This window comes from Aeromonas sp. R9-2 (assembly GCF_040908025.1).
Classification (GTDB): domain Bacteria; phylum Pseudomonadota; class Gammaproteobacteria; order Enterobacterales; family Aeromonadaceae; genus Aeromonas; species Aeromonas veronii.
The window spans coordinates 14,184-35,602 of the sequence record NZ_JBFOCX010000011.1 but is presented as its reverse complement, the minus strand read 5'-3'; the positions used below and the strand labels follow the sequence as shown (position 1 = coordinate 35,602).

General features: G+C 55.3%; 16 protein-coding genes. 13 read left to right on the top strand and 3 right to left on the bottom strand.

Annotated elements, in window-relative coordinates:
* Nucleotides 1-7 precede the first annotated feature (7 nt).
* From trbC to traI, 11 genes are read left to right on the top strand one after another with little or no spacing between them, the layout of a single operon-like run.
* On the top strand, nt 8-607 hold the full coding sequence (trbC, locus tag AB5Y71_RS03240; RefSeq protein WP_368170982.1) for a type-F conjugative transfer system pilin assembly protein TrbC: 600 nt from the start codon (nt 8-10) through the stop codon (nt 605-607).
* A gap of 16 nt (nt 608-623) precedes the next feature.
* Nucleotides 624-1,253 carry a hypothetical protein gene (locus AB5Y71_RS03235; protein ID WP_368170981.1) on the top strand — a complete coding sequence of 210 codons (630 nt, stop codon included), beginning with the start codon at nt 624-626 and terminating at the stop codon, nt 1,251-1,253.
* Nucleotides 1,250-3,160, top strand: coding sequence for a type-F conjugative transfer system mating-pair stabilization protein TraN (gene traN / locus AB5Y71_RS03230; RefSeq protein WP_368170980.1), 1,911 nt, complete (start codon nt 1,250-1,252; stop codon nt 3,158-3,160). The genes AB5Y71_RS03235 and traN overlap by 4 nt, the downstream gene beginning before the upstream one ends.
* Entirely contained in the window at nt 3,157-4,020 is an 864-nt protein-coding gene (traF, locus tag AB5Y71_RS03225) for a type-F conjugative transfer system pilin assembly protein TraF (protein ID WP_368170979.1), read from the top strand. Before traN ends, traF begins: the two co-directional genes overlap by 4 nt.
* A complete protein-coding gene (trbB, locus tag AB5Y71_RS03220) occupies nt 4,020-4,598 on the top strand; it encodes a type-F conjugative transfer system pilin assembly thiol-disulfide isomerase TrbB (RefSeq protein ID WP_368170978.1) in 579 nt (192 codons plus the stop codon). Before traF ends, trbB begins: the two co-directional genes overlap by 1 nt.
* Nucleotides 4,585-5,955: a conjugal transfer pilus assembly protein TraH gene (gene traH, locus AB5Y71_RS03215; RefSeq protein ID WP_017412464.1), complete on the top strand. Its 1,371-nt coding sequence runs from the start codon at nt 4,585-4,587 to the stop codon at nt 5,953-5,955. Before trbB ends, traH begins: the two co-directional genes overlap by 14 nt.
* Complete coding sequence (gene traG / locus AB5Y71_RS03210; protein ID WP_368170977.1) at nt 5,955-8,792, top strand: conjugal transfer mating-pair stabilization protein TraG; 2,838 nt, start codon at nt 5,955-5,957, stop codon at nt 8,790-8,792. The genes traH and traG overlap by 1 nt, the downstream gene beginning before the upstream one ends.
* Nucleotides 8,792-9,352, top strand: a complete 561-nt coding sequence (locus tag AB5Y71_RS03205; RefSeq protein ID WP_368170976.1) for a conjugal transfer entry exclusion protein TraS — start codon at nt 8,792-8,794, stop codon at nt 9,350-9,352. Before traG ends, AB5Y71_RS03205 begins: the two co-directional genes overlap by 1 nt.
* Before the next feature lie 29 nt (nt 9,353-9,381).
* Nucleotides 9,382-10,116 carry a complement resistance protein TraT gene (traT, locus tag AB5Y71_RS03200; RefSeq protein WP_201910372.1) on the top strand — a complete coding sequence of 245 codons (735 nt, stop codon included), beginning with the start codon at nt 9,382-9,384 and terminating at the stop codon, nt 10,114-10,116.
* Nucleotides 10,117-10,170: 54 nt separating this feature from the next.
* Nucleotides 10,171-12,327, top strand: a complete 2,157-nt coding sequence (gene traD, locus AB5Y71_RS03195) for a type IV conjugative transfer system coupling protein TraD (RefSeq protein ID WP_368170975.1) — start codon at nt 10,171-10,173, stop codon at nt 12,325-12,327.
* Nucleotides 12,328-17,469, top strand: coding sequence for a conjugative transfer relaxase/helicase TraI (gene traI, locus AB5Y71_RS03190; protein WP_368170974.1), 5,142 nt, complete (start codon nt 12,328-12,330; stop codon nt 17,467-17,469).
* A gap of 338 nt (nt 17,470-17,807) precedes the next feature.
* Here traI and AB5Y71_RS03185 read toward each other — a convergent pair whose 3' ends face one another.
* The gene (locus AB5Y71_RS03185; protein WP_017412855.1) at nt 17,808-18,083 is read right to left on the bottom strand and encodes a Txe/YoeB family addiction module toxin; all 276 of its coding nucleotides are present in this window, start codon (nt 18,081-18,083) and stop codon (nt 17,808-17,810) included.
* A complete protein-coding gene (locus AB5Y71_RS03180; RefSeq protein WP_017412854.1) occupies nt 18,064-18,309 on the bottom strand; it encodes a type II toxin-antitoxin system Phd/YefM family antitoxin in 246 nt (81 codons plus the stop codon). The genes AB5Y71_RS03185 and AB5Y71_RS03180 overlap by 20 nt, the downstream gene beginning before the upstream one ends.
* Nucleotides 18,310-18,785: 476 nt before the next feature.
* On the opposite strand from AB5Y71_RS03180, the gene AB5Y71_RS03175 reads away from it, so the two are divergent.
* A complete protein-coding gene (locus tag AB5Y71_RS03175; RefSeq protein ID WP_368170973.1) occupies nt 18,786-19,871 on the top strand; it encodes a hypothetical protein in 1,086 nt (361 codons plus the stop codon).
* A gap of 57 nt (nt 19,872-19,928) precedes the next feature.
* Here AB5Y71_RS03175 and traM read toward each other — a convergent pair whose 3' ends face one another.
* Nucleotides 19,929-20,291 (bottom strand): conjugal transfer relaxosome DNA-binding protein TraM, encoded by a 363-nt coding sequence (gene traM / locus AB5Y71_RS03170; protein WP_368170972.1) that lies wholly within the window; start codon nt 20,289-20,291, stop codon nt 19,929-19,931.
* A gap of 657 nt (nt 20,292-20,948) precedes the next feature.
* Here traM and AB5Y71_RS03165 point away from each other — a divergent pair.
* Complete coding sequence (locus AB5Y71_RS03165) at nt 20,949-21,416, top strand: transglycosylase SLT domain-containing protein (RefSeq protein WP_368170971.1); 468 nt, start codon at nt 20,949-20,951, stop codon at nt 21,414-21,416.
* Nucleotides 21,417-21,419: the final 3 nt, after the last annotated feature.

The following is a 21,419-nucleotide window of genomic DNA, read 5'->3' as shown; positions in this document are numbered from 1 at the left end:
GCCGCCGATGAGACCCTATTTGCTTTGCGCCCTGTGCACCCTGCTGGCCATGCCAGGCGAGGCCCGCGACATGAGCGCCACCGATACCCAGCGCTTTATTGACGAGCTGATTGCCAACCCGCCCGCCACCGAGCAGGTAGAGGAAGCCGCTGCGCTCGCGCAAGCAGCCCGGCAACGTCAACAGCCCGAGCACCGCCAGTGGGCCGACCAGCTTGCGCGCCAGCGGGCGCAGCAGGCCAAACCCACGCCGCAAGCCCTGTACTTTGTCTCCTTCTCCATCCCCGAGGAGGGGCTCAAGCGCCTCATCCTGGATGCAGATACGTTCGGCATCCCCGCCACCCTGCGCGGCATGGTGAAGGGGGACATGCGCGAGACCGCCAATGCCGTCCTGCGCCTGGTTAACGAAGACAAGCGGGGCGGTGTCCAGATTGACCCCGACGCATTTGGCACCTACGGCATCAACGCTGTACCCGCCCTGGTGGTCACCTGCGATGGCCGCTATGACCGCATTGCCGGCAACCTCGCCTTGCGAGAAGCCCTGACCAAAATCACAGAGTCTGGCGATTGCGCCAACACCGCCAAGGCCATCCTGGCCGCCCATCCCTAAGCAAGGAGCGACACCCATGACGACACAACCCACCCACCTCTGTTTTAACCAGGCTATTCGCGAGGAGTACCGCAAGTCTGAAAACGCGTTCGACCAGATGAAAAACATCGTCCTCGGCGTGTTTCGTTTCACCACCACCTTTGTGGTGCATGCACTCGCGACCCTGGCGGCCTGGATCTTATGTCTGCTGAGCATGGCCCCCGACACGCTCCCCCCCCTCTCCCCGCTGATTGAAGCGCGCGCTAGTACCTATCTTGATGATCGTGCTCTGCCGCCGATGCAGGCCATGCCGCTTGATATCATCCAGAGGGCCGAGGAACCCACGGCTGTATCTGACATCGACGCAGTGTCCGAGCCTGTCAAGGTGCAGCGTCCTTATCCCGAGTCCTCATACATCGCGAGTCCGCAAGACGAAGCGCATGCCCTGCTGAAAAACTTGCTACTGAGCGCCGTACTTGTCGCCTTCTTGGTGGGCGTGACATGCAACACCGGTCGTTTCACCTGGGTGTATCACGACCGCGCCTGGGGCCGAGTCCATGCCGCGCAGCAGCAACGTGAACTCCTGGAGCTCTGCCAATTGGCCGCCACCGAGGCGTTGGCACAGCATCGCGAAAGCACGTTGATCAAGGGGCAGGAGGTAGCATGACTCAATGTCGTCTGCTCTTGACGCTGTGGCTGGCCAGCATGTTGCTGGCTACCCCGGCCTCGGCCAATGAGCAATACAACCAGGGCAGCGAGTTTGCCAAGGGCATCAAAGGCCAGGAGCAGGCGGCCATCGGTGGCTTTGACCCGGCAGGTGCGCTGCCCAGCTACACCAGCGCACCGCCTGAGTCAGGCTATTACGGGGGCGTCACCAACGCCTCGACCGACCTCACCTCACAAGGTAATGCCGCCTTAAACCAATCGGAGGTCGGCAAGACCATCACCGAGTCCATCCTTAACACGCCGGCAGGCAACAAACCGAGCATGGATGCCCCTTTCATCTCGGTGGGCACCGATGCCCAGGACAACGCCGAAAGCGTAACGGACGGGAGCTTTGACGGTTGTGTCGAGCAGGAGGTGACCCATACCGAGTACACCAACCATGTGTGCTCGCGTGATACCCAAGTCGATCAGTATTGCGAGCGCAGAGCCTCCATACAGGGGGACTACTCCGGGTCAGCCAACAAAGAGTATGTGATTGACTCCTGGCAAATGACGTACTCTCCAACAAGAGTAGGTTCACCTTATGTTGAATCGATAATGAATATCACCTTCCCGTCACCATTTGAAGGCGAGATAATTGGTCTTCGTGCTCAGATACTGCCTTGTGAATGGGGCAACCCTTGTCCATTCCTTTATTGGGGTGAAAGTCTTTATCTTTCAGGAAGGCAGCTTTGGACTTCTGGAGCAATGAGCTCGATTGTAAACCAGCCTGCTGGCGCTGAATTAACTAGCGCTTATGGTGTAAAAGTAAGTAAGGGCGAGACCTTTAATTTCGCAATTACTGCCAATTGGGTTTTCATGTGTGATAGCTGTGATGAGCTAGCCGCAATGTACCAAGGTGCCGCAAAAAAACTACCGGCTATCAGGCTTGTTTTTTATATCAAAAACCGATCTTTTAACCCTTATATTTCATGGTCTGAATCCTGCCCATTTGATAAATCGGAAGGTGGACTAACAAAATCCGAGTGCATTGAGCCAGGTGGCAACAGAACAATTTGTGTCGATGGTCAGCCATATACAATGTACAGCGATTGCTGGGCTTATAAAGATACCTATTTAACCCAAGCCCAGAGTGAAGGATCTTGCCGTGAATATATGAATAACCCGGCGTGTACCATCGCCAATCGTCAGTGTGCCTACACCCTCGATGGCTTCTGCCTGCATGAAAACCTGACCTACTCCTGCGAGCACAAAACCACCGGTGCGGGAGTCATGTGCGGTGGCACGTTCTTCTGTAAAGACGGCAGTTGTGCCCAGTCTGCTGCCGGCAAAAACAACGCCTTTCAAAAGGCAGTGTCACAACTGGCCGCCGTCGCCGCAGCTGGCAAAGACGTGGCAGAGCTCAATGGCGCGGACGTGCGCGCATTCACTGGCAAGGCCCAGTACTGCAAGAAGTTCGCAGCTGGCTTTAGCAACTGCTGCAAAGATTCCGGCTGGGGCCAGGATGTGGGGCTCGCCAGTTGCAGCAGCGAGGAAAAGGCGCTCGGGGAGGCCCGTCAGCGCAAGCTCACCGTCGATATCGGCGAGTTCTGCAGCAAGAAAGTGCTCGGCGTCTGTGTCGAGAAAAAGCGCTCCTACTGTGTATTTGAGTCAAAACTGGCGCAGATCGTCCAGCAACAAGGGCGACAGTGGCAGCTCGGCGTCGGCTTTGGTGGCGCATCGTCACCTGATTGCCGTGGGATCACCATGGATGAGCTGGAAAACATCAAGTTTGACCACCTCGACTTCAGCAACTTCTACGAAGACCTGCAAAACGGCTCCGCTGTCCCCGAGGACAATGCGCTGATCCAGCGCGTCCAGCAGCAGATAAAAGACCAGGTGAACAACCAGGCAGGAGGCACAAAATGAGCCTCAAGATCGGCAACCTGCTGCAGACATCAGGCTGGGCTCCGAGGGGTGGCATCGTTTCGCCACACCGAGCGAGCCAGCAGGCAAGCGTAGCGCGCCAGTGGGCGGCACGGCTCGGGGCCGTGCTGCTGCTGGCCAGCCCCCTCCCGGCGCTCTCGGCGGTGCTCGAGTATGCCGACCCGCAAGGATGGCAGTGGTACAACGAACCCCAGGACGATGAGGAGGAGACCCAGCAGGCCAGCCCGCAAACACCCGCCCCTCGTTCGGCCACCGAGTTGAAAAAACAGCTGCAACGGGCCACCGAAGAGGCCAAGGATAGGGCTATCTTGTTTAGCTCGCCCGATAATTTTGCCAAATACATGCGTTGGCAAAACTTTTGGACAGACCGCGCAGGGGCATTTACCCAAAGCGCCAAGCAAGCCATGCTCAAATATCCAGAGCTCGATTATAACCTGCGTTATAGCTACTATAACGGCACCGTTGAAAAGCAGATGGAAATAGACCGCAATAAAGAAAAGTCCGCCATTGAAAAAATAGCGGACAGTCATGGTATTTTCTTTTTCTATCGAGGTAACATGCCCATTGATAATTTAATGGGTGGCGTTATTAATAATTTCGCAAAAGATAACAAGCTCAGCATCATCCCTATTTCCGTTGATGGCACCATCAGCCCGGAACTGCCCAATTCAAAGTTAGACAGCGGCCAAAGTAAAACCATGGGGGTGAAATTCTTTCCGGCGCTGTTTTTGGTTAACCCAAAAAACGAAACATATCAGCCGTTGGCATACGGGTTTATTACCTCTGATGCCCTGTCAAAACAGTTTTTGAATATCGCAACCGACTTTAAAGGTGAGTATTGATGGACACATTGTTTGCCCGTGACGGGATGTCACCACGCACTCCCCCGCTTGCCAGGCGCACCATGCTGGTCGCCCTGCTGCTTGGCAGCATGACCACCCAGGCGTCAACCTGGGATGAGATTGCCGCACTCGACGCAGCCAAGCAGGCACCGGCAGCGGCTGCACCAGAGAGTGCCCCCTCTCACACCCCTTTTATCCTCAGTGATGGCCGCCGTGTGCGCGCCGAGGACTGGAAAGTGGTGTTGTTCATGCAATCGACCTGCAGCTATTGCCATCAGTTTGACCCCCTCCTCAAGGCGATCAGCGAGCAGACCGGCATTGGCGTGTTCCCCTACACCCTGGATGGACGCGGCGATGCGGCCTTCCCCTCGGCACTGACCGCTGGCCCCGATGTCATGGTGGAGTTTTTCAGCAGTGGGCTCCCCATCGCCACCCCGACCACCTTTTTGGTCAATGTCCACACCATGACCACCTACCCCCTCTTCCAGGGGGCCGTCGACCAGGCGGGATTCATGTCCCGCCTCGATGAGGTGTTTCAGATAGCGCTTAACCAGGGAGTACCCCATGGCCAACAGTAAACGGCGAGCCCTTGCCATTGCCCCCTTGCTGCTCGCAAGCGCGCTGGCTCATGCCGATGTCAACAGCGACCTCAACCACTTCTTTGGCAAGCTGGGGTTCGAGAGCAACACCACCATGCCCCATGCCTGGCAGGGGCAGGCTGCCGGTTATGCCAGCGGCGGCTCAATCTATATGCGCACAGCGGTCAAACAGGTGCAGCTGGTGTCCATTCAAGTACCGAGCCTCAATGCTGGCTGTGGCGGTATCGATGCCTACCTGGGGGCCTTTTCCCATATCAACGGCGACCAGCTGCAGCGCTTCGTCAAACAGATCATGGGCAACGCTGCCGGGTACTTTTTCGATCTCGCCCTGCAAACCACCGTGCCGGAAATGAAACAGGCGAAGGATTTTTTGCAAAAGCTCGCCTCTGACGTCAACTCCATGAACATGAGCTCGTGCCAGGCAGCGCAGGGCATTGTCGGTGGCCTGTGGCCCAAGACAGCCGTCAGCCAACAGAAAATTTGTCAGGATATCGCCGGGGAACAAAACCTCTTCAGCGACTGGGCCGCCTCCCGCCAGGGCTGCACCCTGGGCGGCCAATATGGCAGCGTCACCGACAAGGCCAGCGACAAGATGAAAGATCAGGTACTTAAAAATAAAAACCTGATGTGGGAGTCCTTGAGCAAAAACACCATGTTTAACAGCAACCGCGAGCTCAAGGAGTTCGCCATGAGCCTGACCGGCACCCTCATCTTTGATGCAACCGGTAACATCAAACCCCTGGTGGCGCTCACCACCAACGAGGACATCATCAAGTCGATGATGAACGGCGGCACCGCCAATATCTATGCCTGCGACACCACCACCCTCTGCCTCGCCCCGACGATTAAGCCGGTCACCATCAGCGAAGCAAACTCCATGAATGGCCAAGTGAAAAAGCTGCTCATCAGCATTCAGAACAAGGCCATCTCTGACACCCCGCTGACCGAGCAGGAAAAAGGGTTTATCAGCTCCACCTCCGTGCCGGTACTCAAGTACCTGGTTGACCCGCAGTCGCTGGGGGTGGCCAACACCCTGCTCTACCAACTGTCCGACTACATCGGCTACGACATCCTGATGCAGTACCTGCAGGAGCTCATTCAGCAGGCCCGGATCATGCTCGGCAGCAGCAACTACCCGGAGCCAGCCATCGAGCAACTCCACAACAGCCTTAACCAGGCCAGCCAGAACATCGCGGTGCTGCAATCGCGGGTGCAGATCAACCAGAGCGCCCTCATGGTGGTTGACCGCCAGATGAGCTACATGCGCCAGCAACTCTCCAGTCGCCTGCTGGAACGCTATCAATCCAACTACAAATTCGGGGGAGCCGGTTCCTGATGGACGCAATCTATGTCACCACCGGAGGGGGCCTGTTTCGGGACTCCCTCAATGCCGTAGCGGCATTCACCATGTCCAGTAACTGGGCGGCCATGCTCTACATGGCCACGGTGCTCTCCATTACCGTGGCCGCTGTCGCCTACATTCGCACCCATGACCTCACCACCATGCTCAAATGGGTGGTGGCATTCGTGATGGTCAGCGGCGTGTTGCTCGGGGTCAAACGCCCGGTACAGGTCATTGACATCTCAGACCCTGCCGGGGTTTACCAGGTGGACAACGTGCCGGTCGGGCTGGTGTTACCGGCCAGCCTTATCAGCACCATTGGCCACGGCGTGGTCGTCGCCTATGAGACCGTGTTCCACCGCCCGGATGCCCTCACCTACAACAAGACCGGCATGCTCTTTGGGGCAAGCCTGGTGGGTGGCAGCACCGATTTCGCTTCAACTGACCCGATTATCGCGAGCCTCTTCTCCGACTATGTGCAGAACTGCGTAGTCGGCGACATGATGCTCAACCACAAGTACAGCCTCGAAGAGCTGATGCGCAGTGAAGACCCCTATGCGTTGATCTTCTCCCGCCCCAGCCCCTTGCGCGGCGTCTATGACCAAAACGGCAACTTCCAGACCTGCCAGTGGGCGGCCTTGCAGTTGCAAACCGCCTTGAACGTCGACACCAATCCCGGTGGCAACACCTGGACTTATTACGTGCGTAAACTCTTTGGTGGCCGGCCCAGCGCCACAACCTTGTTTGGCACCATGATGGGGGACAGCTACAGCTACTTCTATGGCGGCGGGCAAAGTGCCAGCGAGATCATGAAGCGCAATGTCACCCTCAACGCCCTGCGCAAGGGGATTGTGAGTTACAGCGCCCGCAACGGCGACACGGCCAGCCTTGTCAACCTGTCCGAGGAATCGAGCTTTGCCAAGCTGCGCATGTCCCAGGCAACAGGTGCCAGCATCGCGACCAAGACTCTGCCAACCATGCAAACCATCCTGTTTGGCATACAGATTGGCCTCTTCCCCATCATCATGCTGCTGGCCATCACCAGTTTGCTCACCGTCGATGTACTCAAGAACTACGTGTTCACCATCGCCTATCTGCAGACCTGGCCCATTTTGTTCGCCATTTTGAACAACGCCATGAACTTCTACCTCAAGGAGACCACTCAGGGCTTCAACGTCACGCTGTCGAGCCTGTCCCAGGTGCAGCAGCAATTCTCTGACATTGGCACCACCGCAGGCTGGCTGGCCCTGTCCATCCCCTTCCTGGCCTATGGCATTGTGAAGGGCATGGGGAGCGCCGTCTCCCAGGCCGGCAGCTATCTTGGCAATGCCCTGCAAAGTGCATCCACCCAGAGTGCGAGCCAGGCCGTGGACGGTACCTGGGCGTTTAACAACATGCAGACCGACAATGTGACGGGCGGAAAATGGGATACCAACTCCAGCTATGCCAACGGCCAGATGACCGCGCAGACCAACAACGGGGCATTGGTGACTCAGACAGCCGGGGGCGGCAGCGTCTATAACTCTGCGCCCGCCATGTCCAAGCTGCCGGTCGACATCAACTTCGGCAAGGCCATGAGCAGTACGGCGCAGCGGCTTGCCAGAGAAAGTGAAACCCAGGCCGAAAGCTCACTGGCCGGTTATAACCATGCGGTGAACAGCGCTTATAACCAGGCCAAGCAGTTCTCAACCCAATCCGGCAACAGCAGCACGCTGACCTCCGGGGCCGACAGCAGCCAGGCGACCACGCAAAGCCAGGGTGCAAACATGATGCTCTCTGCAGCGAAATCGTATGCCCAGCGCAACAACATCAGCGAACAGCAAGCATTTAATGAGCTTATGGACAAATCCACCCGAGGTGAGGCTCATGCAGGTGGGAAAGTGTACGGACGTATGGATTCCGACCGAGCTATCGTTGGTAAAGTGGCCAGCTTGGCTTTTGGGGTTTCTGGTGGCGGTGAGGTATATGGTGGAGTAAGCGGTTCTGCAAGCAAAGGGTCCACCGACAGCACCAATCAGGGTAGTAACCAGAGCCGCGACCACTCCTCTGATCGCTCCAGTCAAGAGCTCAACGACTTCCGTCAGGGCAAGGACATGGTGCAAAGCTACCGATCCAGCGTATCAGGCAGCCACACCGACAACACCGCCAATACCATGCTGGATCAGCTTGGCACGACCCTGAGCGTTGCCGACAGCCAATACAACCAGTACACATCCAGCCTCACTCGCAGTCATGAATACAGCCAGATGGCCTCCACGAGTGACACCGCCAGTGCCAACATGCAGAGCAATTATGCGCAGGAGTTTGTGCATTACGTGCAGCAGCAGGCACCGGAAAAAGCGGATCAACTGCTGACTGACACCGCTAATCCAACCCTGCGCGCTGAACGTGAGCAGCTTGCCGGCCAGTTCATGGAAAACACCCTGCGCTCACGGGTAGAGGGAATGTATGAGCAGAGCCGAGAGGGTCTCAGCGATGGCATGTCCACCGTGAGCAACCCGACCCCACCTCAAGGTGGGGCAGCAGCGCAAGGCGAGGCGATGATTAATCAACGAGCTCAACAGTCAGGCATTAATAACGACACATCAGAACGAGTTAATTCATTAATCGGTGAAAATAATCAACGTATTTATGACGAGAGAGTGTCGATTGAGCAGCAAGGTGGTGTTATAATGAACGAACAAAAAGAATTAAAGTCAGACCATGTCATTGCGTCCGATAAGTTTAAAGAAAAACATTCAGAGGCTGTTGTTAATCAAGGTCAGAAAGACCCCAGTACCGCCGAAATGGAAAACCTCTTCAAAGAACATCTCAACAAGGAAAGCAAGTGATGAACATTTCCAGAAAAACCATAGAAAATGACACCGCACTCATTTTGGAAACCATTAAAAAAGAGGATGCAGATATCCCATCATTCCTGTCTTGTGCAACACCAGGACTTGTGTTCATGTCCGGATTGACGCTATGGCAGCTTTTTATTGCTTATCCTTTTTTAGACGAAGGAAAGATGACAAGGATATTTTCTCTAGGTTCGATTGGCTTTTCCTTTTTTCTTGGGTTTCTTGTTTTCCTTTCACTGACTAACCTAAGAGGAAAATACCTATCCCTCCCCCAAAAGGTGAAAGATGAAAGCATAATAGTTGGACTCATAACTAAAAAGTCCGCTTTTTATGCTTGCACCTGGCTTTCAATAAACGTACTCACCGGACTCATAATAAAAGCTTTCGCCATCGAGGCTATTTTTTCCTATGTTGTACAGTTTTTGTCACTACTGGTGATTTACTTTATCGCCATTGTCGATTTGGGGCGATACGACCTCGCCCTGTTGAGCTCCGCCATTAAACAATGGCGGGAAGGTGGGGATGTGGATGCCTCACTCCATAAACCGTAAGTCTTTACCAAAAAAAGAAGAGAGTAACGATGATGAAAAAAACAGTTCTGGCAGTGGTTACTGTCGCTATGTTCGGCCTGGCTGGATGCTCCGCCGTGCATACTGCTGTCACCAAACGTAACCTCGATGTCCAGACCAAGATGTCCGAGACCATCTTCCTTGAACCCACTGTTGAGCGCACCGTCTATCTGCAGTTGCGCAATACCAGTACCGAACAGAGCATGGCCGTTGAGCCAAAGCTGCGCCAAGCCTTGCAAAACAAAGGGATGGTCATCTCTAACAACCCGGATACTGCCCAATACTGGATCCAGGCCAATGTCCTCTCTGTCGGCAAGATGAACCTGCGCGATGCCCAAAACGCCCTTCTGTCCGGTTATGGGGCAGGTGCCATTGGGGCCGCAGCTGCAGCCAGCGCTGTCGCCTATAACAGCTCCTCCAACGGGGCCGCCCTCGGTGCCGGACTGGTCGGCGCGTTGGCCGGCGTTGCCGCCGATGCCATGGTTGAAGACACCAACTACACCATGGTCACCGACCTGCAGATCGCCGAAAAAGCCCCTGCCGGTGTCACCGTGACCACCAAGGATAATACCTCCCTTAAACAAGGTTCATCCGGTTCAAAAGAACAATCCAGCACCGCCACCGGTAATCGCCATAAATATCAAACCCGTATTGTGAGCAATGCCAACCAGGTTAATCTGGATTTCAAAGATGCCAAGCCGGTACTTGAAGACCAATTAGCAAACACCCTTGCCGGACTGTTCTGATTATTACCTGTGAATGAAGGGGAGGCCACTCCCCTTTTTTATTAAGGACACACCATGAGTCTCAATACCCGCAATATGACGCAGGGCGGTCAGGTCGCATTTATGCAACTTCGCATGTCCCTGCAAATCTTCAATATCATGACGTACTGGCTCATCATGGCATTCGGTGTCTTGACGATTGCTATTTTGTTTTTCCGCGTCAGCACCCAAAATATCATGAATGGCACCATCTACTGGTTTGCAACCACCCTGGTACCACTGCATAGCCAGATGATGAATCCGCCCACCTATACCATTCGCTATTATGACAAGGAGCTACTCTACACCACCAAGCAGATATTGGTCGATGCCTACACTATCTATTGTGGTCAGCTATTAAAAAACGAACTCATTATCGCAGCATCCGTCTCTGGCGCACTGGTGTTTTTAGGGGGCATCCTCTTTTTATTCTATCTGGGTCTGACAGGGAAACGGCAAAGCACCGATGAAATCACCGGGGGTCGAGTCCTTAATAAAAACCCCAGGCAAGTGGCGCGCATGATGCGCCGCAGAAAACAGGCGTCTGATATTAAAATAGATTCACTCCCGATAAAAAAAGACAGCGAAATACAAAATTTCGCCATGCACGGCACCGTGGGTTCCGGTAAATCGACATTAATGCGCAAGTTCCTCGACCAGTGCCGCCAGCGTGGGGATATGGTCATCATTTATGACAAGGGCTGTACCTTTGTCGAAGAGTATTACCAGGAAGGGCGCGATATCATCCTCAACCCCCTGGACACGCGCTGCGCCAACTGGGATATGTGGGAAGAGTGCCAAACCCTGCCCGATCTCGAAGCCGCAGCCACCACCCTCATCCCGATGGGTTCCTCGGAAGACCCCTTTTGGCAAGGGTCTGCCCGCACCATCTTTGCCGAGGGGGCACACCGCCTGCGCGGCGAAAAGGGCCGCAGCTACAACCTGTTCCTGCGCACCCTCCTGGCCATCACCCTCGACAAGCTGCGCGAGTTTCTGGCCGGCACCCCCGCCGCCAACCTGGTTGATGGCAAGATTGAAAAGACCGCCATCTCCATCCGAAGCGTGTTAACCAACTACGTCAAGGCGATGCGCTACCTGCAAGGTATCGAGCGCCGGGGCAAGCCCTTTACCATTCGTCAGTGGATGCAAAACGCCCGCGATGATGGCAACAACGGCTGGCTCTTTATCACCTCTAACCAGAAGCACCACGAATCGCTCAAACCACTCATCTCGATGTGGCTCAGTATTGCCGCTAACAGCCTGCTCTCGATGGGCGAAAACCGTTACCGGCGCGTCTGGTTCTTCTATGACGAGATCCCCTCCCTGCACAAGCTGCCGAGCCTTCCTTTTGTCATTGCCGAGGCTCGCAAGTTCGGCGGCTGTTTCGCCCTGGGATTTCAGTCCTACTCCCAGCTCGAGGAGATATACGGCAACAAGTTTGCAGAAGCCATGTATGACCTGCTCAACACCAAGTATTTCTTCCGCTCCCCTTCCGCTGCCGTGGCCAAATTTGTCGAGGAGGATATTGGTGAAACCGTGCGCAAGAAGTTCTCCGAGCAGACCAGCTTTGGTGCAGACCAGGTGCGTGACGGTATCTCTTTTGGCAAGGATGAGGAGCGCGTCTCCATCGTCAGCTACACCGATGTGCAGATGCTCGAAGACCTGGAGTGTTTCGTCACCCTCCCCGGTAACTACCCGGTGGTACGCATGGCGCTGGAGTTTGTGAAGAAAGCCAAGATCGCCGAAGCCCTGCCCGAACGAGACATCCAATCCAGCCTGGATCCCGAGGTGGATGAGTTGGTGGCGCAGCGCCTCAATGAAACCGGCAAAGTGTTTGATGGCATCCAGCCTGGCGTGATCGCCCAGGTGGTCGCCACCACGCTCGCCGCCGAACCACAGAGCGCCCCGAACCCGCCAGCGGCTGCTGATCACACTGCGCAAGCAACGCAACCAACGGACGCCCCACCTCCCCAGGCTGCCGCGACGCAAGCCCCGCCTGCCGGTCGTGATAAGGAGCTCACCATGCGCCCCCCGCTCCCCGATGGGGTCGATGAAAACGGGGTGATTTACGACGAGGATCTCTACGCCCAGTACCAGAAAAGCGCTCAGGTGAAAGACTCTGCGCGGCGCGAAGAGGTCAACATCAACCATCACCACCAGGAGCCGGGTGGTGACGAGCCGGAGTTCATGTAAATGCTGTCACTCTCTCCCATCAAAGGCAGTGCTGCCTATTACGCTGCCGAAGAAAACTACTACGCTATCGGCGAGCTGGAGTCAGTCTGGATTGGCGAGGGGGCCGAGCGCCTGGGACTCAGTGGCCCTATCGAGGGAGCCACCCTCGATGCCATGGCCCAGGGGAAACTCCCCGACGGCACCGAGCTCTCGCGCATCGTCAATGGCAAGGAGACCCACCGCGCCGGCTATGATCTGACCTTCTCCGCCCCCAAGTCCGTCTCGGTGATGGCCCTGGTTGCGGGGGACAAGCGCTTTCTCGAGGCCCACCACCGCGCCGTGGCCGTCGCCATGAAGGAAGTCGAGGCGCTGGCCAGCACCCGCATCATGACCGAGGGGGTCTCGCGCACCGAGGCCACCGGCAACATCGTGGCCGCCCTCTACACCCACGACACCTCCCGCGAGCTCGACCCGCAGCTGCACACCCACTCGCTGGTGCTCAATGCCACCTGGGCCGAAGGCAAATGGCGGGCGCTGAGCAGTGATGCCGCCCACATGAATACCGGGTTTGGCAAAGACATGTTCAACAACAAGCTGGCACTCGGCCAGATATACCGCCACGCCCTGCGCCAGGACGTCGAGGCGATGGGTTTTGAGGTGGAGGTCACCGGCAAGCATGGCTTGTGGGAGCTTAAAGGAGTGCCGACCAAGGAGTTCAGCCAGCGCAGTCAGCAAATCAATGAGGCTGTCGGCCCGGATGCCTCTCCCAAGTCCCGCGATGTGGCCACCCTCGATACCCGCAAGGATAAAGCGGTGGCCGACCCCGATCTCTTGCTGGCCGACTGGCGCGCTCGCCTCAACAAAGAGGGCTTTGACCTGCCCCTGTATCTTGCCAATGCCGATGAGCGCGCCAGGGACAGGCAACCTGTCGAGTCGTCCCCCCAGGACATCCAGCATGCAGTCGGCCAGGCCATCTCGCTGCTCTCTGACAAGAAGGTGCAGTTCTCCTACTCCGAGCTCTTGGCAGCCACCATCAGCCAACTCCCGTCAGAGCCGGGGCTGGTCAATGCGGCCCGAGACGGCATTGAGCAGGCCCTCGGTCGTGAGCGGCTTATTCCGCTCGATAAAGAGAAAGGTATCTTCACCTCCGACATTCACCTGCTCAATGAGCTGTCGGTCTCACAGCTTGCCAAGGAGCTCACTGCCCGCCCGCCTGTCGCCACCTTTCCAGCCCAGGCCCAGGCGCGCCACCGCCCTTATGCGGACGCCTACTCGGTACTGGCGCAAGACAAAGCCCCACTGGCGATCCTGTCAGGCAAGGGCGGGATGACCCAGACCATCGAGCGACTGGAGGATGCGACGCTCATGGCCCGCGAGCAGGGGCGGGAGGTGATGATCCTGGCCAGCGACAACCGCTCGGCCCAACTGCTCGCCCAAAGTGACACCCTGGCAGGCCACGTGGCCCCGCGCCATACCCTCAACGCAGATAGCGTGTTCACGCCCCACAGCACCTTGGTTGTCGAGCAGGCCGAAACCCTCACCCTCAAAGACGCGGTATTGCTGCTCGAGAAGGCTCGCGCCAGCGATGTACAGCTCCTGCTGCTCGACAGTGAGCGCAGAAACGGGGTGGGCAATGCCCTCTCGGTCATCAAACAGACCGGGGCCGCCCAGTATCGCTTCTACGATGCCCCCAAAATCCAGGCATCCGTGGTCAGCGAGTCGGACAAGGCCCCGCGCTTTGCCGCACTGGCCCACGACTACGTGACACGCCTGCAGCAAGGCGAGCAGGTGGTCGCGCAAGTTTCCGGGGCGCGTGACCAGGCCCAGCTCACCGGCGACATTCGCAGTGCCCTGCGAGAGGCCGGCCAACTGCACGGGCCAGATGTCACCCTGAACGTCCTCTCCCCGGTCTGGCTCGACAGCAAGACCCGCCATCAGCGCGATACCTACCGCGCCGGCATGGTGATGGAGCAGTGGGACGACAACAGCAAAACCATGCATCGCTACCGCATCGAGCAGGTGGCCGATAAGACCCACTCCCTGGTGCTGGTTGGCGAGCAAGGGGCGCGCCAAGTGCAAAAAGTGCGCGCCATCGACAGCAGCTGGTCACTGTTTGAGAGCCAGCGCATCGAGGTAGCAGCCGGCGATACCCTCAAGGTGCTGGGCCGTGAAGCACAAGGCGAGCTCAAGGCCCAGCAGACGCTGACCGTGACGTCAGTGGAGGCCGGGCAATTGCGCGTCGAGACGCCCGCCGGGGAGCTCACCCTCCCCACCGACCGGGCACTGAAACTCGGTCACCACTACGTCACCGGCATCGGCAGCACCGCCCACAAAGAGGGCACCGTCCTGGCGGCGCTCAGCGCCAGACAGATGACCGGCACCACCCTCAACCAGCTGGCCAGAAGTGGCAACGAGCTGCACCTCTATACTCCGCTCGCGCAAGACAAGGCCGAGCAGAAGCTCGGCAGCTATCCGCAGTTTCAGCTGGCCAGCGAAAAGGTCAAAGCGCACGGCCAGAGCGAGCAGCTCGATACCGCCATGAAACACGCCACAGGCAACCTCTTTACCCCGGCAGAGCAGGCTATTCACCTTGGTCTGGCCCAGGTGGAAGCCAGGGGCATTGTCTTTAGCACCCCGGACTTGCTCAAATCAGCGCTCGACTTTGCGCCATCCACCCCCGTTGAGGCCATCGCTACCGCCATCGACATGAAAGTGGCGCAAGGTGACCTCATGCCCGTACCAGGCAGCCCTGGCGATGTGGTCTCGCGCGCCAGCTTTGAGATGGAAAAAGCCATCATCGCCACCATTGCCGAAGGCAAGGGCGCCGCTACCCCCTACATGGACAAGGTACCCGAACAGCTGCTCAAAGGGCTCACCCCAGGGCAATCAGAGGCGACTCGCCTCATCCTTGAGAGTGACGACCAGTTTATCGCCATCCAGGGTTATGCCGGAGTGGGTAAAACCACCCAGTTCAAGGCGGTGCTCAGTGCCATCGACACCCTCCCCGCACAGCTGCGCCCCACAGTGGTCGGCATCGGCCCGACCCACCGCGCCGTGCACGAAATGCAATCCATCGGCGTCAAGGCCCAGACCCTTGCCTCGTTCTTGAGCGAAAGCCGTCAGCAGGCCATGGCCGGCGAGACGCCCGACTACCGCAACACCCTGTTCCTGGTCGATGAAAGCTCGATGATTGGCAACCGGGACATGGCCGAGTTCAACCAGCGCGTTGCCGCCAGCGGGGCCAGGGTGGTCAGCAGCGGCGACACCGCCCAGCTCAAGGCCATCTCATCGGGTGCCCCGTTCAAGCTGATGCAAGAGCGCAGCGCCATCGACGTCGCGGTGATGAAAGAGATTGTCCGCCAACGCCCCGAGCTCAAACCCGCTATCTACAGCCTTATCGAGGGCAACCTGGCCCGGTCACTGGCAGAGCGTGAAGCGGTTGCCCCCACCGTGGTGCCCCGCGACCCGCCTCTTGCGCCTGATGCCTGGACACCGGAACACTCGGTGATTGAGGACGCCAACCCTGCCGCCCTGGTGGTCAACGATTACGTCAGTCGCACCAGGGAGGCCCGCGATAACACCCTGGTGATCGTGCATCTGAACAAGGTACGCCACGAGATAAACGGAGCCATTCATCAGGCGCTGTTTGATAAGGGCCAATTAGGTAAGCAACAAACCACCCTCACTATCCTTGACCCGGTGCGCATCGAGGAAAACAGCCTTCGCAGCAGCGCCCTGGTGGCCGGCAATAACTTAAAGGGCATGGTCGCGGTGGTTGACCAGCAGTACTACACCTTAAGCGCCGTTGATACCCAGGCGGGCACCATGACCCTCACCGATGCCCAGGGCAAGACGCGGCTGCTCTCCAACGTCGAGAACACCGCCCATGACCTCGCTATCTATCAGCCAAGGGACATCCAGGTCAGTGAGGGGGATAAGATCCGCTTTACCCGCACCGTCAATGAGCATGGCCATGTCGCCAACAGCCAGTGGCAGGTCACGCGCATCGAGGAGAATGGCACCCTGGTGCTCAGCGATGGCAGCAAAGAGAAAACCCTGCGCCCAGGGCAGCAGCAAGAAGACCAGCATATCGATTTGGGCTATGCCGTGACCGCCTATGGCGCGCAAGGGGCCAGCAGCCAATATGCTATCGAGCTGCAGGCGGTCAAGGGCATCAACCGCAACCTGGTCACTCTGGCATCGGCCTATGTGCCCGCCTCGCGGGCCAAGGAGCACCTGCAGACCTACACCGACAGTATCGAGACCTGGCAGAAGATGCTGGATAAAAGCCTCAAGCAACAAGTCCACACCGCCCATGACGCCCTGGCCCCCAACCAGGGCAAGGGGGCACGGCTTGCCGAGGAACTCATGGGCAATGCCTCGCCGATGCGCGCCACCGCCCTGGGCCGCCATGTTCTGAAAAGTCACGCACTCGATGAGCAGCAGCACATGGGCAAATACATCGCCCCCGGCAAGAAATACCCGACCCCGCATGCAGCCTTCCCGACCTGGGACAACAATGGCAAGCCGAGCGGGGCCGCGATGGTGGAGCTGCGCCACCGGGCCGACCAGCCAGGGCCACGTCTGGCCGACGACTATCGACTGGTGAGCAACGAGCAGGCGGCCTTTATCGGGCTGCAGCGCGCCATCAACGGTGAAACCCGGATCGCCACCAGTCTCGATGAAGGCATTGCGCTTGCTGCCGCCCACCCGAAAAGCGGGGTTCTGGTGAGCATCAACGGCGACATGCACCCGCACAACCTGCAGCGCATGACTGGCGGCAAACTGCTGGTCACCGACAGCGATAAGGCGCTGGCCACTACGGATACAGGCAGCAGCGACGACACCATCAAACTGCCGGAGGATAAAGCTCAGCAGGAGGAAGCCAAACGCCAGGAGGCAGTGATGAAACAGGTGGCCAGGGAACACACCAAGGAGGCGATCCCCTTGCCGGATGACAAGGCAGTACCCCGTGACCCGGATGCCGAGCGCCTCAAGCAGGACATCAAGCAACTGGACAACGAGGCGGCCCTCAGTGACAGGCAGCTACGGGAGATCGCAGCCATCAAGGCAGCGGCCAGAGTGAAGTTCACCGCAGAGCTCAACGATAAGCTGGACCGACTGGAAAGGGATATCGTGAAAGAGCTGACACTGGGCGAATAACACACCTCCCCCGCCCAGCCGAAACCAGATCAACAGACCAAAAAAAACCACCTGGCACACAGGTGGTTTACATTTTGGCTCTTTGCATCCGAGGGAAGCCATGAGGCTGGTTAGCGCGTCAGCCTTGACGGGCAGCATAACACAGTAAAAACGCTCTTTGCAGTAGCGCTCTCGATGCCTTTCTCACATTGTGATCTTCAGAAACCACCACACGGTTAGCCAGCAAGTGCCGAATCAGCATCGCCCAGAAAATCCCCCAAGTAGCTGGTAGCCACCACCTCTACCTGCTCCCTGCTGCTGCTGCCTTGAAAAGGCCCATTCTTTGATTTGGCGGCCTTTTATTTGTCCCCGTAGTGAAACCGGCAGGCGACCACCGTAACAGTGGAGCCGGATACGCTGTAAACCAACCGGTGCTGCTGATCGATGCGTCGCGAGTACAAGGCAGGGTTCTTGTGATGGCGCAATCGTTCGGGCTTTCCGATCCCACTGAACGGGTCGACCTCGATGGCGTGTAGGAGCGCTCTTATCCGCTCGACCTTGTTCAGATCTATCCCCTTCCAGTAGGCAAAATCAGCCGCACCGTTTGTGGTGAAATTAATAGTCCACTTTGACAACTTCGCCGCGCTCCAACTGTCCTAATGATTCGTTGATGTGAGCCGCGTTCGCGGGATTGCTGAACAGGTAGATAGTCTCCAACATAGCCTCATATTCGCCAGCATCGACCATGACAATGTCGGGAGCATCGCGGCGCATGATGCGCACCGGTTCTGCGTTGTTGGTTACACGGCTCATGGTGTCCGCAAAATGCTTACGGGCATCCGAGAAGGTAACTGTGTGCATGATTTATCTCCTTGGCAATGGCTTACTGTCTGAGATTATGACACGTGTACCTGATTGCGTACAACACGTATTCACCCCTAGAGCAGTGGAACTTTCGGCATCAGCCTTGACGGACGCATCTTAATTAACCCAATGCTGAACTGCCCCCCCCCAATGCCAAAGGCTTGTTCGCTCTAATTTTTAGAAAACAACCTAGCTTTCCACTCATTAAGACTTCACAGTCTGTGTGACAGCATTTCACTCACCCTTCATTGTTCGTCAAGGAACAGATGAAGCTAGAACTTAAATGACAAACTTAATCACATAGAAATATATATGTCTTTATCTTCAACAATGCTGATCGAGCATCAGGATTTCGTTGAATAAATGAAAGTAGGCCAACCACACATCCACTTAGGCTATCCGCAACATTGTCAATCAATATGTATTGTGGTACAGATCGGCATCACAATATAACCAAAGGGATAGAAAACATTATGTCCATTGCCAAAATAAAAAACACACAAGATATTTTTCATGGAAAACACCTTAAATCAATGACTCAGGATGAAATAAACAGAACTGAATTTGTTTGTCCATATGATGAGTGCGAGATGCCGGCTATCCCTTGCGCCTACAAAGAAACAAACAAAGTGGAGTCTTATTTTAAGTATAAGAAACACCACCCAGAATGCGAAACAACACATAACAAAAAGGAAAAACATGCCGACTCGGAAGAAGGGCAGCAGGCCCCATTTTCCACATATATAAATGAACTCAGAGAGCCATCGACCATCAGTGCAGCAACGCGCAACCGTAGGGAGGCCAGTGCAAGTGCGACACAAAAAGAAAACAGCAATGATGGCAGATCATCAAAGTATATAGAGGCCGTAATTGACTATTACATAGAAGACCCTAGTCAGGCCAAGGTAAACCTCATAAAATTACCTGGAAGTAAAAAGAGCACTTACCAGAGTGCATTCCAGTTAATAACTGCCAATAAAGACTATAAGGGCGGGCATATCTTTTATTGTCAAATGTCATTCAATGAAAAACCTTATGAGTTAGAAGGGATTGTAACGATCACTCTTCTGCCATTTACATCCAAAGAAGAACGATTCAAGCTAAAGCTAAACACTCAAAGTTGGTCTATACAGAAAAAGTTCGCGTTCGATTTGTCAGTGGGCAATGTCCTAGATAATGCAAGGGCACATTATTATGAAAGTAAAAAATCTCCGACAAAATATCCATACATATTCTTTTTTGCCAAAGATGCCCCTAACAATGGATGTTTTTACGTGGAACACTATGAGTTCTTCTCTGTTAGATTTAGTGATAAAATATCACTGCCTTTTAACCAAGATGGCGTAAAAGGGAAGGTTGGTATACTTAAATCCGAAGTATCCGAAGTATCCGAAGTATCCGAAGTATCCGAAGTATCCGAAGTATCCGAAGTATCCGAAGTATCCGAAGTATCCGAAGTATCCGAAGTATTAGTGTACACACCACCAAACCCAGTCAATAGTGTACTTAGAAAACTCAGCTCAAAAATAATGCAAGGGTTTGGACTAATCAAAAAATGACCACACCATACCTAAAGACTGCTCAGAACTCCATTCTGAGCAGTCTTTATTTAAGCATTACTCATCATCAGTAGCAGGGAAAAACGGCTCCATTTTTTCTGCCACCTTTCTATCTATCGATGCTCGCAAAGAATCTTTTTCACTTTTATCCATATTGCCAAGCTTGGCAGTTAAGTGTTGGCTTAAAAACATAGACTCCAAGCTAGATTGGAGCAACAATCTATCAAAATCATCATGACCTGAGCTCGTATGCTCAGAGCGCCTTAAATTATAAACACGCAACCCCAATTCCAATAACATGCAGGCTTTACTGGAAAAACTGACCTCTGCTGGATTTGCTCCCGCCTGGATATCCTCCTCGACTAGCCCATGTATTTCATCAATACAATTGTGCTTAAGATAGACTTGAACTCTCGGCATATCATTGTTCCCTATTATTGTATTAATACCCTCATTCTACGCGAGAGTCCTGTTAGAGTCTAGCGGATGGCGTAGCATCAAAAATCACCAAAAGACCCGACTCGGCATGATGAGTTAATGCGGACTCCTCTTAGAGTCCCACAGGGTCTATCCCTAGTTTTTATGCGGCATGACTCTAATCGAACTCTAGATTGCACTCTATAGGGACTCTTATAGAAGTCCCTATAGACTCTAGTTTGTTTAGATCACACAAACAAACAACATAGGAGTTGTTATAAGCCGATGATTTTAAAGTGCATATCTGCAAATCAAAGATTTGCTACGGGTGTGGAGCTTTGGGGTTGAGGAGTAGGCTATCTACCAATATGGGATTTTGGCTGACTCGGTATATGCGCGCAGAGGGTGACGAGGGGATTTTTCGGCATCCGTTCGCCGGAAAATTTTCGAGTTATCCTCTGCGCGGCGTTTTTCATGGGGTTATCTTGCTCTGTGTGACTCTCTCGCCGATATAGGACAGGGTGACGGGGGAATTGTGCGGCATCAGTTCGCCGGGCAATTTGCTCGTTACCCTGTCCAGGCATATTAACGAATGAGGTTTACCTGGCATGGCTTGCTATCCAGTGGCAAAATGAAGGCATCGACCAGAGAGGGAGTGACATGAAAAAACTGTTTACGCTGATGCTCTTGTTATCCCATAACGTGAGTGCCGCCGATTGTTTCGATCTCGCTGGTCAGGCTTACCGTATCGACCCCGATTTGTTGCGGGCCACCTCATTTAGAGAGTCCAGCTTTAATCCTCGCGCACTAAATGTCGTCTCTGAGAAAAAATATGCCGTTGGCCTAATGCAGATCCACTCTAGTAATTTCTCCCACTTGGCACAGTTCGGGATCACCCCAGAGGGGTTATATCGTTATCCATGTTTAAATATCTACACTGGGGCATATTATATGGCTCACGCGATCAAACGCATGGGCTACAACTGGGAGGCCGTAGGCGCTTATTATGCCGGATTTTCCGCATCACCAGAGCAGGCAGCAAAACGCAAGTGGTATGCGCAGCGGGTCAAGGCCACTTATGAGGACATAAAAAAAGCCCCACGAAAGGGGCAAAATAACGTTGGTTAATAC

Coding starts and splice junctions, on each gene's coding strand:
- trbB (WP_368170978.1), top strand. CDS start 4,020: ATGGACACATTGTTTGCCCGTGACGGGATGTCACCACGCACTCCCCCG.
- AB5Y71_RS03180 (WP_017412854.1), bottom strand. CDS start 18,309: ATGCACACAGTTACCTTCTCGGATGCCCGTAAGCATTTTGCGGACACC.
- trbC (WP_368170982.1), top strand. CDS start 8: ATGAGACCCTATTTGCTTTGCGCCCTGTGCACCCTGCTGGCCATGCCA.
- AB5Y71_RS03235 (WP_368170981.1), top strand. CDS start 624: ATGACGACACAACCCACCCACCTCTGTTTTAACCAGGCTATTCGCGAG.
- traG (WP_368170977.1), top strand. CDS start 5,955: ATGGACGCAATCTATGTCACCACCGGAGGGGGCCTGTTTCGGGACTCC.
- traH (WP_017412464.1), top strand. CDS start 4,585: ATGGCCAACAGTAAACGGCGAGCCCTTGCCATTGCCCCCTTGCTGCTC.
- AB5Y71_RS03205 (WP_368170976.1), top strand. CDS start 8,792: ATGAACATTTCCAGAAAAACCATAGAAAATGACACCGCACTCATTTTG.
- traN (WP_368170980.1), top strand. CDS start 1,250: ATGACTCAATGTCGTCTGCTCTTGACGCTGTGGCTGGCCAGCATGTTG.
- AB5Y71_RS03175 (WP_368170973.1), top strand. CDS start 18,786: ATGTCCATTGCCAAAATAAAAAACACACAAGATATTTTTCATGGAAAA.
- traF (WP_368170979.1), top strand. CDS start 3,157: ATGAGCCTCAAGATCGGCAACCTGCTGCAGACATCAGGCTGGGCTCCG.
- traT (WP_201910372.1), top strand. CDS start 9,382: ATGATGAAAAAAACAGTTCTGGCAGTGGTTACTGTCGCTATGTTCGGC.
- traD (WP_368170975.1), top strand. CDS start 10,171: ATGAGTCTCAATACCCGCAATATGACGCAGGGCGGTCAGGTCGCATTT.
- traI (WP_368170974.1), top strand. CDS start 12,328: ATGCTGTCACTCTCTCCCATCAAAGGCAGTGCTGCCTATTACGCTGCC.
- traM (WP_368170972.1), bottom strand. CDS start 20,291: ATGCCGAGAGTTCAAGTCTATCTTAAGCACAATTGTATTGATGAAATA.
- AB5Y71_RS03165 (WP_368170971.1), top strand. CDS start 20,949: ATGAAAAAACTGTTTACGCTGATGCTCTTGTTATCCCATAACGTGAGT.